The organism is Actinomadura napierensis, assembly GCF_039529375.1.
GTDB classification, from domain to species: Bacteria; Actinomycetota; Actinomycetes; order Streptosporangiales; family Streptosporangiaceae; genus Spirillospora; species Spirillospora napierensis.
The window spans coordinates 38,615-55,511 of record NZ_BAAAMR010000070.1 but is presented as its reverse complement, the minus strand read 5'-3'; the positions used below and the strand labels follow the sequence as shown (position 1 = coordinate 55,511).

The window sequence follows — 16,897 nt, the reverse complement described above, 5'->3', positions numbered from 1 at the left end:
TCCGCCGGCGCCGCCGGCGCCGCCGCCGGGCGGGCCGGTGCCGTCGCGCCGGCCGCTGGTCATCGCGGGTGCGGTGGTCGGCGCGCTCGGCCTGGCGGCGCTGCTGATCGGCGTGCTCACGCCGGACTCCTCGCCGAAGACCGGCGGTCCGACGAAGGCGCCCGTCCCGTCCAAGACCACCAAAACGGCGGCGGCGACCGCGTGCTCGGTGGCGTACCGGATCGACGGGTCGTGGCCGCAGGGTTTCCAGGCCACGGTGCGGATCACCAACCTCGGAAAGGCCCGGCTCGGCGACTGGCGGCTGGTGTTCGACTTCCCGGACGGCCAGTCGATCACGCAGGTGTGGAACGCCGGGCAGGAGCAGCACGGCGCGTCGGTGACGGTCACCGCGGCCGGCTGGAACGCGTCGATCCCGCCGCGCGGGACGGTCGAGTTCGGCTTCCTCGGTCGGTGGGACGGCGGTAACGGGCGCCCCACCCGGTTCACCCTGAACGGCGTGGAGTGCCGCTAGCCCGGCCTGCTTGTGGGAGCGCTCCCAGAAAGTTCCCGCAGCTCACCGGCCATTTTCGGCGGTCAATCCCGATTGTCCTATTGTGCAGCGGATCGCCGAGGGCTTAGCATCCCGGTCAATCGAAGCGCTTCGACACCGTTCGACGGACACGACCCCACCGGTCCCACCCCCGTGAAGGATCCCCCATGTTCAAGGCAGGCAGGAGTGCGGCGCTGCTCGCCGCCCTCGCCGCCGCGGCCCTGTCGCTCTCCGCCTGTGGCGGCGACGGCGGCGGCTCCGACGGCAAGGTGCTCAAGCTCTGGCACTACGAGGCCCCCGACAGCGCCATGGGCCAGGCGTGGAACGAGGCGATCAAGGAGTTCCAGGCCGCCCACCCCGGCGTGAAGGTGAAGTTCGAGGAGAAGGGCTTCGAGCAGATCCAGAAGACCGCGCCGATGGTCCTCAACTCCAAGGACGCCCCCGACGTCATGGAGTACAACAAGGGCAACGCGACCGCCGGCACGCTCTCCAAGCAGGGCCTCCTCCAGGACCTCACCCCCGAGGTCACCAAGCGCGGCTGGGACAAGCTCGTCAGCCCCGGCGTCCAGGTCACCGCCAAGTACGACGCCAAGGGCACCATGGGCGGCGACAAGTGGTTCGGCGTCCCGAACTACGGCGAGTACCTGCAGGTCTACTACAACAAGGACCTGTTCAAGAAGTACGGCGTAAAGATCCCGACGACGTTCGCCGAGCTCACCGCCGCGATGGACACGTTCGCCGCCAAGGGCGTCACCCCGCTGACCAACGCCGGCGCCGAGTACATGGCGCACCAGTTCGTCTACCAGCTCGCCCTCGACAAGGCGCCCGACCGCTCGTGGGTGGACGCCTACCAGCGCTACACCGCCAAGCCGAACTTCAACGACGCCGCCTGGACCTACGGCGCCACCACCTTCGCCGACTGGGTGAAGAAGGGCTACATCGCCAAGGACTCGGTGAGCAAGAAGGCCGAGGACGCGGGCGTCGCCTTCATGGGCGGCAAGTTCCCGATGATGTTCTCCGGCAGCTGGTGGTTCGGCCGGGTCGCCAAGGAGGCCAAGTTCGACTGGGAGACCGCGGTCTGGCCGGGCGCGAAGATGACCCTCGGCTCCAGCGGCAACCTGTGGGTCGTCCCGAAGGGCGCGAAGAACAAGGAGCTGGCCTACGACTTCATCGACATCACGATGAAGAAGAAGGTCCAGAACATGCTCGGCAACCTCGGCGGCATCCCGGTCGCGGCCGACTCCTCGGCGATCACCGACCCGAAGGTCAAGAAGCTCACCGACGACTTCACGGCCCTCGCGCAGAACAACCGGCTCGCCTACTACCCGGACTGGCCGGTCTCCGGCTTCTATGACGCCTGGGTCGCCCAGGTCCAGAAGATCATGAACGGGACCGCGCCCGGCGAGGCGCTGAGCGCGCTGCAGAAGACCTACGAAGACGGCCTGCCCAAGTGACGACGCACCACGAGGCCGGGAAGGGACGCGGCGCCGCCACCGGCGCCGCTCCCCGCCCGGCGGGACGCGCGCGGGCGCGCGAGCAGCTCGGGTACCTGCCGTACCTGCTCCCCGGGCTGCTGCTGTTCACCGCCGTCATCGGCGTGCCGTTCCTGATGAACATCGGGACGAGCTTCACCGAGTGGTCCGGCGTCGGCAGCCCGTCCTGGATCGGCCTCGACAACTACCGGGAGCTGGTGCAGGACGGCGAGTTCTGGGCCTCCTTCCGGCACAACGTCCTGGTCATCGTCGGGATGGCGATCGTCCCGACCGCGATCGGGCTGGTGCTGGCCGCCGCCCTCACCGACCTGATCGACCGGCACTTCGGATCGCGCGCCGCGGCCGTCCTGCGCGCCTGCCTGTACCTGCCGCAGGTGCTGCCGATCGTCATCGGCGGCGTGGTGTGGAGCTGGCTGCTGTCGCCCGACAACGGCGCGGTGAACACGCTGCTGGACGACGTCGGGCTCGGGTCGCTGGCGCACGACTGGCTCGGCGACCCGTCCACCGCGCTGTGGTCCGTCCTCGGCGTCATGGTGTGGATGCAGATCGGGTTCCCGCTCGTGGTGTTCATGTCGGGGCTCCAGCGCGTCGACCCGTCGCTGTACGAGGCGGCCGAGATCGACGGCGCGACGTGGGCGCGGCGGTTCTGGCACATCACGATCCCGCAGATCCGCCCGGAGATCTTCGTCGTGCTGCTGTGGACGACGATCGCAGCGCTCAAGGCCTTCCCGCAGATCTTCGTGCTGACCAAGGGCGGGCCGGGCGGCGCCACGAACGTCCCGTCGTACTACTCCTACGTCAACTTCTTCGAGAAGTCCGACGTCGGCTACGGATCGGCGATCGCGACCGTGCTGACGCTCGTCATCATCGCGCTCACCGTCGTCTTCCTGCGGCTGCAGGGACGTGACCTGGGGGAGGAGGGGCGATGACCGTGACGATGACCAAGCCCGGCGCCCCGGCGCGGGACCGGCGGGACGCTCCGCGCCGGCGCCGCCGCCGCGGCCCGTCCGCCTACGCGGTGCTCGTCGCGCTGATCGCGCTGGCCGGGGTCATGCTGATCCCGTTCCTGGTCGTGGTGTTCAACGCGCTCAAGACGCCGCAGGAGTACACCTCCAAGGGACCGCTCGCGCCGCCGTCCGGCTTCAACTTGGACGCGATCCGCGACTTCTGGGAGCGGGTCGACTTCGGGCACGTCCTGTGGAACAGCGTGCTCGTCAGCGGCTCGGTCGCGGTGCTGGCCGTCCTGCTGTCGGTGTTCAACGCCTACGCGCTCGGCATCGGCCGCATCAAGGGCCGCATCTGGCTGCTCGCGCTGCTGCTGCTCGCCAACACGCTGCCGCAGGAGGCGCTGGTCTACCCGCTGTACTACATGGCCAAGCAGCTCGGGATCTACGACACCCGGCTCAGCGTGATCATCGTGTTCACGGTGGTGCAGAGCGCCTTCGGCACCTACCTGCTGTCGTCGGTGATGTCGGCGTTCCCGCGCCCGCTGCTGGAGGCGGCGCGCATCGACGGCGCGAACCGCTGGCAGATCCTGTGGCGGGTGGTCGTCCCGGTCGTGCGGCCGACGCTGAGCGTGCTGCTCGTCTTCTTCTTCGTGTGGACGTGGAACGAGTTCCTCATCCCCATGGTCTTCCTCATCTCCAACGAGAACCAGACGGTCTCCGTCGCGCTCGGCGTGCTGCAGGGGCAGCGCCTCATGGACGCCACGATGTCCAGCGCCGCCGCGCTCCTCGGCCTCCTCCCGACCGTCGTGTTCTTCCTCATCTTCCAGCGCACCCTGTCGCGCGGACTCACCGCAGGAGCCATTAAGTAATGAAGTTCAGTGACGGCTACTGGATGATGCGCGAGGGTGTGCACGCGGTTCATCCGGTGGAGGTCCTCGACGTCGCGGAAGGGCCCGGATCGTTCTCGGTCCAGGCGCCCGGCCAGCGGATCCGGCACCGGGGCGACCTGCTCAAGGGGCCGGTGGTGACGATCGACTGCGCGTCGCCCATGCCGGACGTCATCGGCGTCACCATCACCCATTTCGCGGGAACGAAGCGGCGCGGGCCGGAATTCGAGCTGGCCGCCGATCCGACCGGTGACGTCCGGGTGGACGGCGACGCGGCGGAGCTGACGTCCGGTGCGCTGACCGTGCGGGTCCGGCGCGGCGGGGAATGGGGCGTCGACTTCCTGGCGGACGGCCGGCGGCTGACCGGGACGGCGCCCAAGGCGACGGCCGTCATCGACACCGACGACGGCAAGCACTACGTGCGCGAGCAGCTGGATCTGGGCGTCGACCATTTCGTGTACGGGCTCGGCGAACGGTTCGGGCCGCTGGTGAAGAACGGCCAGTCCGTCGACATCTGGAACGCCGACGGCGGCACCGCCAGCGAGCAGGCGTACAAGAACGCGCCGTTCTTCCTGACGAACGCGGGCTACGGCGTCTTCGTCGACCATCCCGGGCACGTCTCGTTCGAGGTCGCCTCCGAGGCCGTCGCGCGGACGCAGTTCAGCGTCGAGGGCCAGTCGATGCGGTACTTCGTCATCTACGGGCCGTCGCCGCGGGAGATCCTGCGCAAGTACACCGCGCTGACCGGACGGCCCGCGCGCCTGCCGGACTGGTCGTTCGGGTTGTGGCTGTCGACCTCCTTCACCACCGACTACGACGAGGCGACCGTCTCCTCGTTCATCGACGGGATGGCGGAGCGGGACCTGCCGCTCAGCGTGTTCCATTTCGACTGCTTCTGGATGCGCGAGTTCCAGTGGTGCGACTTCGAATGGGATCCGCGGGTGTTCCCGGACCCGGCCGGAATGCTGCGCCGGCTCAAGGAGCGCGGGCTGAGGATCTGCCTGTGGATCAATCCCTACATCGGGCAGCGCTCACCGCTGTTCAAGGAGGGCAGGGCGCGCGGTTACCTGCTGACGCGGCCGAACGGCGACGTCTGGCAGTGGGACAAGTGGCAGCCCGGCCTGGCGGTGGTCGACTTCACCAATCCCGAGGCGCGGGAGTGGTATTCGGCGAAGCTGGAGGCGCTGCTGGACATGGGCGTCGACTGCTTCAAGACCGACTTCGGCGAGCGCATCCCGACCGACGTCGTCTACCACGACGGCTCCGACCCCGAGCGGGCGCACAACTACTACACCTATCTCTACAACCAGACCGTTTTCGAGCTGCTGCGCAAGAAGCGCGGCGAGGGCGAGGCGGTGGTGTTCGCCCGGTCGGCGACGACCGGAGGGCAGCGTTTCCCGGTGCACTGGGGCGGCGACTGCGAGTCGACGTTCGAGGCCATGGGGGAGAGTCTTCGCGGGGGCCTTTCCCTCGGCATGTCGGGGTTCGGCTACTGGAGCCACGACATCGGCGGCTTCGAGGGGACGCCCGATCCGGCGCTGTTCAAGAGGTGGATCGCGTTCGGGATGCTGTCCTCCCACAGCCGGCTGCACGGAAGCCATTCCTACCGGGTGCCGTGGCTGTTCGACGAGGAGTCGGTGGACGTCCTCCGCGACTTCACCAAGCTGAAGATGCGGCTGATGCCCTACCTTTCCGGTGCGGCGCGGCAGGCCTGCGGCGAGGGCGTGCCGATGATGCGGGCGATGGTCCTGCAGTTCCCGGACGACCCGGCCTGCACGCATCTCGAACGCCAGTACATGCTCGGCGACGACCTGCTGGTGGCGCCCGTGTTCTCCTCGGGCGGCGACGTCTCCTATTACGTTCCGGACGGCGTGTGGACCCATTACCTCACCGGCGAACGCGTGAACGGTGGCCGGTGGGTGAAGGAACGGCACGGATTCGGCAGCGTCCCGTTGCTGGCCCGTCCCGGCTCGGTCGTCCCCGAGGGTTCGGTGGACGACCGGCCCGACTACGACCACGCCGACGGCGTCACGCTGCGGGTGTACGAGCCGTCCGACGGGATGCACGTCGTCACCCAGGTGGGTGAAACGACGTTCACCACCGCGCGGAACGGCGCGACCGTCCGCGTGGTGGGCGAGGGGGCTTGGAACGTTCTGCTGGTCAACGCGAGGGTGTCCACCGTCGAGGGGGGCGACGCGTCCCATCATCCGCAAGGGGTTCTGGTCAAGGCGACCGGTGGCGAACTCGTCATCACTCTGGAAGAGGAGAACTGATGGGATTCCCGGACGGATTCCTGTGGGGAACGGCGACGGCGTCCTACCAGATCGAGGGCGCCGCCGCGGAGGACGGCCGCACGCCGTCCATCTGGGACACCTTCAGCCGCACGCCGGGAAAGGTGCTGAACGGCGACACCGGTGAGGTCGCCACCGACCATTACCACCGCTGGCGGGAGGACGTCGCGTCGATGGCGCGGCTGGGGGTCGGCGGGTACCGGTTCTCCATCTCGTGGTCGCGCGTCCTGCCGGAGGGGAAGCCCAACCAGAAGGGCTTCGACTTCTACTCGCGGCTCGTCGACGAACTGCTCGAGAACGGCATCGCCCCCGTTGCCACGCTCTACCACTGGGACCTCCCGCAGGAACTGGAGAACGCGGGCGGCTGGCCGGTGCGCGACACCGCGCGCCGCTTCGCCGACTACGCCGAACGCGTCGGCCGGGTGCTCGGCGACCGCGTCGACACCTGGACGACGCTGAACGAGCCGTGGTGCTCGGCGTTCCTCGGCTACGCGGCGGGCGTCCACGCGCCGGGCCGCACCGACCCGGCGGACGCGCTCGCCGCCGCGCACCACCTCAACCTCGCGCACGGCCTGGCGGTGCGGGCGCTGCGCGGCGTCGTGTCGCCGTCCGCGCGGCACTCGGTCACCCTGAACCTGCACCACCTGCGCGGGGACGCGGAGGCCGTCCGGCGGGCCGACGCCGTCGCCAACCGGATCTTCCTGGGCCCGATGCTCGGCCGCGGCTACCCCGCCGACCTGCTCGCCGACACCGCGGAGATCACCGACTGGGCGTTCGTCCGCGACGGCGACGCCGGCGTCATCGCCGCGCCGATCGACGTCCTCGGCGTCAACTACTACTCGCCGACGGTCGTCCGCGTGTGGGACGGGACGTCGCCGCGCGAGAACGACGACGGCCACAAGCGGGGCGCCGCCACTCCGTTCGTCGGCTGCGAGGGCCTGGAGTTCGTGAGGCAGCCGGGCCCGTACACGGCGATGGGCTGGCCGATCGACGCGTCCGGCCTGGAGGAGCTGCTGCTGCGGCTGCACCGCGAGTACCCCGGAACCCCGCTGATGATCACCGAGAACGGCGCCGCGTTCGACGACGAGGTGGTGGACGGCCCTGATGGTGGGCGGCAGGTGCGCGACGACCGCCGCATCGCCTACCTGCGCGACCACGTCGCCGCCGCCGAGCGCGCCTGCGCGGCGGGCGCCGACCTGCGCGGATACTTCGCCTGGTCGCTGCTCGACAACTTCGAATGGGCCTACGGCTACGACCGGCGCTTCGGGCTGATCCATGTCGACTACCGCACGGGCGAACGGACCTGGAAGGACAGTGCCTTCTGGTACCGCGACGCGATCGGCGCGTCGCCGGCATCGGACGCCCGATGAGCCGCCCGACGACCGGACGGTCCGTGGTCAAGATCACCGATGTGGCGCGGCACGCCGGGGTGTCGCCGAGCACGGTGTCCTACGTGCTGAGCGGCAAGCGCACGATCTCCGAGGAGACCCGGCGGCGCGTCCGCGACAGCATCCGCGAGCTCGGCTACCGCCCGCACGCCGGCGCCCGCGCCCTCGCCAGCAGCCGCTCCAACGTGCTGGCGCTGATGATCCCGCTGCGCTCGGGCATCGCGGTCCCCGTCGTCATGCAGTTCGCGATGTCGGTGGTGACCGCCGCCCGCCGGCACGACCACGACGTCCTGCTGCTGACCCAGGAGGAGGGCGAGGACGGCCTGCGCCGCGTCGCCGACAGCGCGCTCGTCGACGCCCTCATCGTGATGGACGTGCAGATGAAGGACCCCCGGCTGCCGCTGCTGCGCTCCCTCGACCGGCCCAGCGTGCTCATCGGGTTCCCGGCCGACGCCGACGACCTGACCTGCATCGACCTGGACTTCCACGCGGCCGGCGCGGTCTGCGTGGAGCATCTGGCCGGGCTCGGGCACCGCGAGGTCGCGCTGATCGGCTCGCCGCCCGAGGTGTACGCCCGGCAGACCGGGTTCGCGCAGCGGGTCGCGGACGGCTTCGGCGCGGCGGTCCGCGAGCACGGACTGACCGGCGGCGTCCACCCGTGCGAGGCGGCCCCGGAGGCGGCCCGCGCGCTGGTCGCCCGGCTGCTCGCCGAACGCCCGGGGCTGACCGGGATCCTCGTCCACAACGAGCCGGTCGTGGACACGGTCGTGCGGGCGCTGCGTGCGAACGGGCGCGCCGTCCCGCAGGACGTGTCGGTCGTGGCGATCTGCCCGGACGATCTGGCCGAGCACGCCGAGCCGGCGCTGTCGTGCGTCGCGATCCCGGCCCAGGAGGTGGGCGGGCGCGCCGTCGAGCTGCTGATGGGCAAGCTCGACGGCGGGACCGTCCCGGCCGCGACCCTGCTCCCGCCGACCCTGACCCCGCGCGCGAGCACCGCCCCGGCGCCGCGCTGACGCCCCCGCCCGTCCCGCTCACCGCTCACCGCCCGTCCCGCTCACCGTCCCGTCCCGCCGGACCCGAAGGAGGCATGCGTCCGGGCCCGCGCGGCCCGGTTGTCGAAGCGCTTCGACACTTGTTGCTCGGGGGACGAGTCCAAGAGGAGAAACCGGTGCCCACCACCCGCCCCACCCCCCGTTTCCCCGCCCGGCGCCGCCGGGCCGTCGCCCTCGCCGTGGCCGCCGTGCTGGCGGCCCCGGCCGCCTGGACGGCCGCCCCGGCCTCGGCCGCCCAGACCTTCCCGTTCCGTGACCCCCACCTGCCGGTCGACGCCCGCGTCAAGGACCTGCTCGGACGGCTCACGACCGACGAGAAGATCTCTCTGCTGCACCAGTACGAGCCGGCGATCCCGCGCCTCGGGATCAAGCGGTTCAAGACCGGGACCGAGGCGCTGCACGGCGTCGCCTGGTCCACCGACATCAACGCCTCCGGCGCCGTCCGGACCGCGCAGGGCACCGTGTTCCCGCAGTCGGTCGGCCTCGGCGCCACGTGGGACCCGGCGCTGATGAAGCAGATCGGGTCCGCGGTCGGCGACGAGGCCCGCGGCTACAACAGCGAGAACCCCGACGTGTGGGGCCTGCAGCTGTGGGCGCCCGTCGTCAACCTGCTGCGCGACCCGCGCTGGGGGCGCAACGAGGAGGGCTACTCCGAGGACCCGCTGCTCACCGGGCTCCTCGCCACCGCCTACGGCAAGGGCATGCAGGGCGACGACCCGGACCAACTCAAGGCCGCGCCCGTCCTCAAGCACTACCTCGCCTACAACAACGAGATTCGCCGCGACCAGATCTCGTCCAGCGTGCGGCCCCGCGTGCTCAAGGAGTACGACGAGGTGCCGTTCAAGCTGCCGCTGACGCAGGACGCGGCGACCGGCCTGATGACCTCCTACAACCTGGTCAACGGACGCCCGGCGACGGCGTCGCCGCTGGTCGACGATGCCCGACAGTGGAGCGGGAAGACGCTGCTGAACGTCACCGACGCCGGCGCACCCAACAACCTGGTCGGCTCTGAGCAGTACTATCCCGACCTGCCCACCGGCGACGCCGCGACCATCAAGGCCGGCGTCGACAGCTTCACCACCGACGACACCAACTCGTCCATCACCACCAACGCGGTCAAGACGGCCCTGTCGAAGGGCCTGCTCAGCGAGGCCGACCTCGACCGCGCGGTCGGGGACATCCTCAGCGTCCGGGTGCGGCTCGGCGAGTTCGACCCGGGCGGCGGCAAGTACGGGAAGATCACCAAGGACGTCGTCGACAGCCCCGCGCACCGCGCCCTCGAACGCAAGGCCGCGACGGAGCAGATGGTGCTGCTGAAGAACCAGAACAAGGCGCTGCCGCTCTCGTCCGGCAAGAAGGTCGCCGTCGTCGGCCCCCTCTCCGACACGCTCTACACCGACTGGTACTCCGGCTCGCTGCCGTACAAGGTCACTCCGCTGGACGGCATCAAGAGCAAGGCCGGCGCCGGGAACGTCGCGTCCAGCGAGGGCGTCGACCGCATCGCCCTCAAGGACGTGAAGACCGGCAAGTACGTGGCGGGCGGGACCACCGCCGCCGGGGCCGTCCTCAAGACGGGCCCGACCAGCGCCGACGCCTCCACCCAGTTCGACGTGTTCGACTGGGGCCAGGGCATCGTCACGCTGCGCAGCGCCGCCAACGGCAAGACCGTCGGCATCCACTCCGGCAACACCTTCGCCAACGACCAGGACCAGCCGAACGGCTGGTTCGTCCAGCAGATGTTCAAGCTGGAGAAGCAGGGCGACGGCTCGTACCTCATGCGCTACGCGGGCTACGAGAAGGCCTACGACTGGGCCGACCCGACCAAGATCTACGTGAAGGCGCAGGACGACGGCACGCTCGTCCTCACCACCAAGGACGACGCCACCGCCTTCGCCAAGGACGTCGTCAGCAGCGGCGTCGACTCCGCGGTCAAGGCTGCGACCAGCGCGGACACCGCCGTCGTCGTGGTCGGCAGCATGCCGTTCATCAACGGCCGCGAGGACCACGACCGCACCACCATGGCGCTCGCCGAAGGCCAGGAAGAGCTCATCAAGGCCGTCCGCAGGGCCAACCCGAACACGGTCGTCGTCGTGGAGAACAGCTACCCGACGACCCTCACCTGGGAGCAGGCGAACGTCCCGGCGATCCTGTGGACGAGCCACGCCGGCGCCGAGACCGGCAACGCCCTCGCGTCCGTCCTGTTCGGGGACGAGAGCCCGTCAGGCAAGCTGCCGCAGACCTGGTACCGCTCCGAGAGCGACCTGCCCGACATCCTCGACTACGACATCATCAAGTCCGACCGCACCTACCTGTACTACAAGGGCAAGCCGCTCTACCCGTTCGGCTACGGGCTCACCTACACCACGTTCCGGTACGGCAAGCCGAAGCTCAGCAGCCACTCGCTGTCCGGCGGGAAGACCCTGTCCGTCACCGTTCCGGTCACCAACACCGGCAAGCGGACGGCGGACGAGGTCGTCCAGCTCTACACGCACCAGCGGACGTCCCGCGTGAAGCAGCCCGTCGAGCAGCTCCGCGCCTTCCAGAAGGTCCACCTCGCGCCCGGCAAGACCGCTTCGGTGACCCTTCAGGTGAAGGCGTCCGACCTGGCGACCTGGGACGTCACCCGCAACAAGTGGACCCTCGAGACCTCCAAGCAGGACGTCCTCGTCGGCTCCTCGTCCACCGACATCCGGCAGCGCGCCACCGTCAACATCCACGGCGAGCGAGTCCCGGCCCGCGACCTCGCGCAAGCGACCCGCGCCGCCGACTTCGACGACCAGAACGCCGTCCAGCTCGTCGACGAGTCCAAGGCCAAGGGCGACGCGGTCGCCGGGACCGAGGGCTCCTGGCTGGCCTTCAAGGACTCGGCTCTTGAGAACGGAACCCTCACCGTCCGCGCGGCCAAGGAGACCGCGGGGAACACCACCGTCCAGGTCCGCCTCGACAGCCCGACCGGCCCGCTGGCCGCGACGCTGACCGTCCCGTCCACCGGCGACAAGTACACCTACAAGGACGTGACGGCCGCCCTGCACGCCACCGGCCGCCACGACCTCTACCTCGTCTTCAACGGCGAGGCCCGCCTGTCCACCCTCACCCTCACGAAGTGACGTCCACGGCCCCGTCCCGGTTCGCCCGGGGCGGGGCCGCCGCCCTGAGCGACAGCAGCGCGTCGCGGGACGCCGACCCCGGCGGCGCGGTGTAGAAGACGGTCCACTGGTCGCGGTCCGGATCGTGCAACGCCTCGCACTCCAGATCGAGCAGGCCGACCACGGGGTGGTGGATCCGCTTGCGGACCGACCGCTCGACCTGGACGTCCTGCTGCTCCCACAGGCTCCGGAAGTCGGCGCTCGTGGCAAGAAGCCGCTCGACCAGGTCGTGGACGCCGTGGTCGCGCGGATACCGGGCGGCGACCGCCCGCAGGTCGGCCACCGCCTCGCGCGCGAACCGGGGCGCGTCGGCCGCGTCCACCCGCCTGCGCGCCTGCGGCCGGGAGAAGAACCGCCACACGATGTTGCGCTCGCGCTCCGGCATGGCGGCGAAGTCCCCGAGAAGCGCGCACGCCATCGGATTCCACGCCAGGACATCGAACTTGGCGTCGCACACCAGCGCGGGCGTGTCGTCGAGCCCCTCCAGCAGGCGAAGGACGCTCGGCCGCACCTCCCGGACCGGCGTCGGCGGCGGCGCGGGCACCTCGCCCGCCAGATAGTGCAGATGGGACCGTTCGGCATCGGACAGCCGCAGCGCCCGCCCGAGCGAGACGAGGACCTGCCGCGACGGCCGCGGGCCGCGGGCCTGCTCGAGCCGGACGTAGTAGTCCACCGAGATCCCCGCGAGCTGCGCGACCTCCTGCCGCCGCAGCCCGGGCGTGCGCCGGCGTCCCGGATGCAGCCCGACGTCGGACGGCTGCACCCGTGCGCGCCACCGCCGCAGGAAGGCGGCCAGCTCCGCCCGGTCTCCGTGCTCCACCCCTCAAGTGTGGCCGCCCCGGCGCGCGGCGACCATGGGACCGCCGGTACCAGTCTCAACGGTCCTCTCCCGGATCGGGCGGCCCGCGGCCACGGTGGGTCCCATGACGACAGAGAAGATCGTTCTGATCACGGGCGCCAACAAGGGCATCGGATTCGCGACGGCGGGCGCGCTGGCACGGTCGGGGCACACCGTCCTGCTCGGAGCCCGCGACCCCGGACGCGGCGCGGCGGCCGCCGCGGCCCTGGCCGGCGAGGGGCTGGACGTCCGCTTCGTTCCGCTCGACGTGACCGATCCCGCGACGATCGCGGCCGCCGCCGCGCTGATCGACACCGACCACGGCCGGCTGGACGTCCTCGTCAACAACGCCGCCATCACCCGCGACCGGTCGCGCCCGCCGGCGGAGCTGCCGGTCGCCGACCTGCGCGAGGTCTACGAGACCAACGTGCTCGGCGTCGTCGCGGTGACCAACGCCATGCTGCCGCTGCTGCGCAGGTCGCCGTCCGGCTTCATCGGCAACGTCTCCAGTGGCCTCGGCACGTTCGCCTTCCTCCAGAAGCCGGACGAGGAGCTCGCGCGCTATGCGAACCTGCTCGGCTACAACTCGTCCAAGGCTGCCCTGAACGCGGTCACGCTCATCTACGCCAACGCGCTGCGCGACGAGGGCATCAGGGTCAACGCGCTCTCACCGGGCTTCTGCGCCACCGACCTCAACGGCCATACCGGCGTCCTGACCGCGGACGAGGGCGGAGCCCACATCGCCCGCCAGCTGGAACGCCCCGAAACCGGCGCCTTCCTCAACGAGAACGGCGGCACCTACCCCTGGTGACCGGCACCCTTCCTTCCCTTCGGCTCGAGGGCTTGCGCTCTGCGGTTAATAGGACTAACTTCAAGTTAATCACATTAACCAGCAAGGGAGGGTGACATGGTGAGCATCGCCACCGCACCGCGCAGGGGGCTGCTGAGCGTTCCGGCCGTGGCCGGGATCGGGTACGCGCTCTCGTGGGCCGCAGGGCTGTCGGTTCCGGTGCCCGCGGCCGGGTTCGGCGCGTCCGGGAGCGAGATCGTCCGGGACTACGCGGGGCACGGGGGCGCGCTGACCGTGCAGTTCCTGCTCACCGAGGGGCTGCCGGCGGCGGGGCTCGCGCTGGTTCCGCTCGCGCTCGGACGGGCGGCGCGCTGGTCGAGGGCCGGACGGATCGCCGCGGGCGCCGGGCTGGTGGCCGCGGCGATCTCACTGGCGCAGTTCGCGATCGGGTTGGGGCTGGTCGCCACGTCGTCACCGGGCACGGCGCACGGGCTGCTGGAGGCGCTCAACCGCGCGGACGGCGTCAAGATGCTCGTTCTCGCCGCCGTCGGGGTCGCGGGAGCTCTGTCGGGGACGCTTCCCCGCTGGCTCCGCTACGCCGGATTCGCGCTGGCCGTCGCCATCGCCGGCTCGGGCATCGGCTATGCGCTGCTCCTCACCGGCGTCGCTACGCTGGCGTACGTGTCGCTCCCGCTGCTGATCCTCTTCGTCGCCGGTTCCGGTATCGCGCTCGGCCGGACGGGCAGGTAGGGCATGCCGCGCGCGGGGCTCACCCCGGAGCGGGTCATCGCCGAGGCGGCGGCCGTCGCCGACGAGACGGGCCTCGAACGGCTCACGCTGGCGGCGGTCGCGAAGCGGTGCGGGGTGTCGCTGCCGGGGCTGTACAAGCACGTCGAAGGGCTGGCCGCCGTCAAGCGCGGCATCGCGATCCTGGCCGTCGGGGAGATGACGGCGCGGCTCGCGGCGGCGACCTCCGGGGTCACCGGACGGGACGCGCTCGCGGAACTGTCGGCCGCCTACCGGGCCTACGCCGCCGCTCGTCCCGGACGGTACGCTGCGAGCGTCCGGGCACCGGCTCCCGGCGACGGGGAGCACGCGGCGGTCGCCGAGCAGGCGGTCGCCGTCGTCGCGTCCGCGTTCAAGGGGTACCGGCTCGACGGCGGCGATCTCGTCCACGCGATCCGCATGTGGCGGATCGCCTGCCACGGGTTCGCGTCGCTGGAGAGCGGGACGGCGTTCGGGCTGCCGGAGTCGCTCGACGAGACCTTCGGACGCCTCGTCGACGCACTCGACGAGGCCTTCCGGACGATGGGCCGTTAGGGGCGCAGGTCGGTGGGGAGCTTGTCGGGGCGGCGCAGGTGGTGCGCGACGTTCCCGACGAGCTCCAGGGTGATGCGGCGCTCGGCGAAGCGCCACCGGCCGTCGTGCAGCTCGAACCGGTCGTCGTAGCGGCCGGCGCAGATCGGCTGGAACGGCAGGTCCGGCGTGGCCTGGAGCACGGTGAAGTACGACGCGGCCGTGGCCGCCGCGCCGTCCGGTTCGACGGCGACGTTGGTGGTGACGTGCTTGGTGCGCGGCGTGCCGTCGTCGTACAGGATGATCGTCTTCTCGAACATCCGCGCCACCGCGTCGCCCGTCAGCGTGGCGCCGCTGCTCACGAAGTCGGCGTGCGCGAACAGCCGGGCGACCGCCGCGAAGTCCCCGCGGTCGACCGCCTCGGCGTAGGCGAAGATCAGGTTCCGGACGGCCTGGTCGGCCGGAAGGGCGTCGGGCACGGGCGGCCTCCAGAGGCGAAGCGTCCGCTCATTGAAGCCCCCGCGGCGGCGGGCCGGCGGAGCGGTCCCGGTCGGCGGGACTCAGGAGCAGGCGCGGGTGTGCAGGTCGCGGACCTCGGCCTCCAGGGCGGGGACCGGGCCGTCCACCCGGATGCCGGGCACCACGTCCTGGATCGGGATCGCGTTGACCGGGGACGGCGGCACGCCCAGCGCCGCCCGCCACTCGGTGACCTGCGCGGAGGAGTGCACGTAGACGATGCGGCCGAGGCCGACCCAGCCGTGCGCGGCCGAGCACATCGGGCAGTGCTCCCCGGAGGTGAACACGGTCGCGGCGGCGCGCTCGTCCGGCGCCAGGTTCGCGGCGGCCCAGCGCGCCGCCTCGAACTCCGGATGCCGGGTCTGGTCGCCGCCGGCGGTGCGGTTGCGGTCCTCGAACAGCACCTTCCCGGACGCCGCGGCCAGCACGGTGCCGAACGGCTCGTCGCCGTCCGCCAGCGCCTCGGCGGCCAGCTCGACGGCGCGCCGCAGGTGCGCCATCTCCTCGTCGGTCGGCGCGTAGGCCATGGCGGGCTCCTCTCGGTACGGCGAAGTCATGAGTGATCATAGGCCGGGCTCATGACGGCGGAGGACGCCGCTACGCCGACTCCCGCAGCACCAGGTGCGGGCGCATGATGACCACCGGGTCGGCGACGGCCTCGCCGCGGATCCGCGACACCAGCAGCCGCGCCATCGCCACGCCCATCTCCTCCGGCGACTGGTGCACGCTGCTGAGCGGCGGGTCGGCCAGCGGCGCGGCGGCGGAGTCGTCGAAGCCGATCACCGCGACGTCGTCGGGCACGCGGCGGCCGAGCCGGCGCAGCACCCGCAGCGTGCCGAGCGCCATCGGGTCGCTCGCGGCGAACACCGCGTCCAGCGCCGGCTCCCCGGCCAGCAGCCGCTCGGCGGCGGTGATCCCGGTGGCCTCGCCGAAGTCGCCGAACACCACGTACTCCGGCAGCCCCGCCTCGCCGAGCGCCTCCCGGTAGCCGGCGAGCCGGTCGATGCCCACCCCCATGTCCTGCGGTCCGGCGATCGTCGCGATGCGCCGCCGCCCCCCGGTGATCAGGTGGCCGACGGCCTCGCGGGCGCCGAGCCGGTTGTCGACGTCGACGTAGCTGACCGGCGACAGGCCCGGCGGCCGGCCGCCGAGCACCGTCGGCACCCCGTTGGCCTCCAGCTTGGCGGGCAGCGGGTCCTCGGCGTGCAGCGAGGTGAGCAGCACCCCGTCCACGTGCTGGGTGGTCAGGTAGTGCTCCAGGCGCGCGTACTCGGCGGGGGAGCGGGCGAGCGCGAGCAGCAGCTGCAGCCCGGTGTCGCCGAGGCCGTTGCTGATGCCCCGGATGATCCCGGCGAAGTACGGCTCGCCGAACAGCCGCTGGTCGGACTCGGCGACCACGAGCGCGACCGTGTCGGTGCGCCGGGTGACCAGCGTGCGGGCCGCCCGGTTGGGCACGTACCCGAGCTCGTCGATCGCCTTCAGCACGGCCTGCCGGGCCCGCTCGCTGACCCGCGGCGACCCGTTGACCACCCGGGACACCGTGCCGCGGCCGACCCCGGCCCGCGCCGCGACCTCTTCCAGGGTCGGGCGCGTCCCCCTCTGCGTCATCAGGCCCCCTCCGTCCTTCCTGTGGCGTCGCCGCCGCTCCGCCGGGCCGGCGGCCACCGGGGCGCCGGGGCGTGCGGGCGGGCGGGGGCGGCGGGCTCGGCGGGCGCGGGGTCGGC

15 protein-coding genes are annotated in these 16,897 nt (G+C 71.5%); 11 read left to right on the top strand and 4 right to left on the bottom strand.

All coding sequences use genetic code 11. The features are described 5' to 3' along the window. The 8 genes from ABD296_RS32250 to ABD296_RS32215 all read left to right on the top strand — a co-directional run. The coding region (locus tag ABD296_RS32250; protein WP_344275840.1) for a cellulose-binding domain-containing protein at positions 1 to 511 on the top strand (511 nt) is incomplete at its 5' end. A 185-nt stretch (positions 512 to 696) separates the two neighbouring features. Then, positions 697 to 1,983 (top strand): ABC transporter substrate-binding protein, encoded by a 1,287-nt coding sequence (locus tag ABD296_RS32245; RefSeq protein WP_344275838.1) that lies wholly within the window; start codon positions 697 to 699, stop codon positions 1,981 to 1,983. Continuing rightward, the gene (locus tag ABD296_RS32240) at positions 1,980 to 2,951 is read left to right on the top strand and encodes a carbohydrate ABC transporter permease (RefSeq protein ID WP_344275836.1); all 972 of its coding nucleotides are present in this window, start codon (positions 1,980 to 1,982) and stop codon (positions 2,949 to 2,951) included. Before ABD296_RS32245 ends, ABD296_RS32240 begins: the two co-directional genes overlap by 4 nt. Further along, complete coding sequence (locus ABD296_RS32235) at positions 2,948 to 3,838, top strand: carbohydrate ABC transporter permease (RefSeq protein ID WP_344275834.1); 891 nt, start codon at positions 2,948 to 2,950, stop codon at positions 3,836 to 3,838. Before ABD296_RS32240 ends, ABD296_RS32235 begins: the two co-directional genes overlap by 4 nt. Beyond that, the gene (gene yicI / locus ABD296_RS32230) at positions 3,838 to 6,129 is read left to right on the top strand and encodes an alpha-xylosidase (protein WP_344275831.1); all 2,292 of its coding nucleotides are present in this window, start codon (positions 3,838 to 3,840) and stop codon (positions 6,127 to 6,129) included. The genes ABD296_RS32235 and yicI overlap by 1 nt, the downstream gene beginning before the upstream one ends. Next, positions 6,129 to 7,517, top strand: a complete 1,389-nt coding sequence (locus ABD296_RS32225; RefSeq protein WP_344275828.1) for a GH1 family beta-glucosidase — start codon at positions 6,129 to 6,131, stop codon at positions 7,515 to 7,517. The genes yicI and ABD296_RS32225 overlap by 1 nt, the downstream gene beginning before the upstream one ends. After that, entirely contained in the window at positions 7,514 to 8,548 is a 1,035-nt protein-coding gene (locus tag ABD296_RS32220) for a LacI family DNA-binding transcriptional regulator (protein WP_344275825.1), read from the top strand. The genes ABD296_RS32225 and ABD296_RS32220 overlap by 4 nt, the downstream gene beginning before the upstream one ends. A 155-nt stretch (positions 8,549 to 8,703) precedes the next feature. Continuing rightward, the gene (locus ABD296_RS32215) at positions 8,704 to 11,694 is read left to right on the top strand and encodes a glycoside hydrolase family 3 C-terminal domain-containing protein (protein ID WP_344275822.1); all 2,991 of its coding nucleotides are present in this window, start codon (positions 8,704 to 8,706) and stop codon (positions 11,692 to 11,694) included. Here the strand turns inward: ABD296_RS32215 and ABD296_RS32210 are convergent. After that, positions 11,684 to 12,553 carry a helix-turn-helix transcriptional regulator gene (locus ABD296_RS32210; protein WP_344275819.1) on the bottom strand — a complete coding sequence of 290 codons (870 nt, stop codon included), beginning with the start codon at positions 12,551 to 12,553 and terminating at the stop codon, positions 11,684 to 11,686. The genes ABD296_RS32215 and ABD296_RS32210 overlap by 11 nt on opposite strands. A gap of 103 nt (positions 12,554 to 12,656) precedes the next feature. On the opposite strand from ABD296_RS32210, the gene ABD296_RS32205 reads away from it, so the two are divergent. From ABD296_RS32205 to ABD296_RS32195, 3 genes are all read left to right on the top strand, one after another. Beyond that, positions 12,657 to 13,382 (top strand): SDR family NAD(P)-dependent oxidoreductase, encoded by a 726-nt coding sequence (locus tag ABD296_RS32205; RefSeq protein WP_344275816.1) that lies wholly within the window; start codon positions 12,657 to 12,659, stop codon positions 13,380 to 13,382. A 96-nt stretch (positions 13,383 to 13,478) separates the two neighbouring features. Beyond that, positions 13,479 to 14,111: a hypothetical protein gene (locus ABD296_RS32200; protein WP_344275813.1), complete on the top strand. Its 633-nt coding sequence runs from the start codon at positions 13,479 to 13,481 to the stop codon at positions 14,109 to 14,111. Positions 14,112 to 14,114: 3 nt separating this feature from the next. After that, a complete protein-coding gene (locus ABD296_RS32195) occupies positions 14,115 to 14,681 on the top strand; it encodes a TetR/AcrR family transcriptional regulator (RefSeq protein ID WP_344275810.1) in 567 nt (188 codons plus the stop codon). On the opposite strand, the gene ABD296_RS32190 is transcribed toward ABD296_RS32195, so the two are convergent. From ABD296_RS32190 to ABD296_RS32180, 3 genes are all read right to left on the bottom strand, one after another. Continuing rightward, positions 14,678 to 15,136, bottom strand: coding sequence for a nuclear transport factor 2 family protein (locus ABD296_RS32190; protein ID WP_344275807.1), 459 nt, complete (start codon positions 15,134 to 15,136; stop codon positions 14,678 to 14,680). The genes ABD296_RS32195 and ABD296_RS32190 overlap by 4 nt on opposite strands. A gap of 81 nt (positions 15,137 to 15,217) precedes the next feature. Continuing rightward, the gene (locus ABD296_RS32185) at positions 15,218 to 15,700 is read right to left on the bottom strand and encodes a cytidine/deoxycytidylate deaminase family protein (protein ID WP_344275804.1); all 483 of its coding nucleotides are present in this window, start codon (positions 15,698 to 15,700) and stop codon (positions 15,218 to 15,220) included. A 70-nt stretch (positions 15,701 to 15,770) separates the two neighbouring features. Further along, the gene (locus tag ABD296_RS32180) at positions 15,771 to 16,781 is read right to left on the bottom strand and encodes a LacI family DNA-binding transcriptional regulator (protein WP_344275801.1); all 1,011 of its coding nucleotides are present in this window, start codon (positions 16,779 to 16,781) and stop codon (positions 15,771 to 15,773) included. Positions 16,782 to 16,897: the final 116 nt, after the last annotated feature.

Excerpts from the sequence above, each read along its gene's own strand:
- ABD296_RS32235 (WP_344275834.1), top strand. The coding sequence starts at position 2,948 with ATGACCGTGACGATGACCAAGCCCGGCGCCCCGGCGCGGGACCGGCGG.
- ABD296_RS32195 (WP_344275810.1), top strand. The coding sequence starts at position 14,115 with ATGCCGCGCGCGGGGCTCACCCCGGAGCGGGTCATCGCCGAGGCGGCG.
- ABD296_RS32185 (WP_344275804.1), bottom strand. The coding sequence starts at position 15,700 with ATGGCCTACGCGCCGACCGACGAGGAGATGGCGCACCTGCGGCGCGCC.
- ABD296_RS32200 (WP_344275813.1), top strand. The coding sequence starts at position 13,479 with ATGGTGAGCATCGCCACCGCACCGCGCAGGGGGCTGCTGAGCGTTCCG.
- ABD296_RS32205 (WP_344275816.1), top strand. The coding sequence starts at position 12,657 with ATGACGACAGAGAAGATCGTTCTGATCACGGGCGCCAACAAGGGCATC.
- ABD296_RS32180 (WP_344275801.1), bottom strand. The coding sequence starts at position 16,781 with ATGACGCAGAGGGGGACGCGCCCGACCCTGGAAGAGGTCGCGGCGCGG.
- ABD296_RS32245 (WP_344275838.1), top strand. The coding sequence starts at position 697 with ATGTTCAAGGCAGGCAGGAGTGCGGCGCTGCTCGCCGCCCTCGCCGCC.
- yicI (WP_344275831.1), top strand. The coding sequence starts at position 3,838 with ATGAAGTTCAGTGACGGCTACTGGATGATGCGCGAGGGTGTGCACGCG.
- ABD296_RS32220 (WP_344275825.1), top strand. The coding sequence starts at position 7,514 with ATGAGCCGCCCGACGACCGGACGGTCCGTGGTCAAGATCACCGATGTG.
- ABD296_RS32225 (WP_344275828.1), top strand. The coding sequence starts at position 6,129 with ATGGGATTCCCGGACGGATTCCTGTGGGGAACGGCGACGGCGTCCTAC.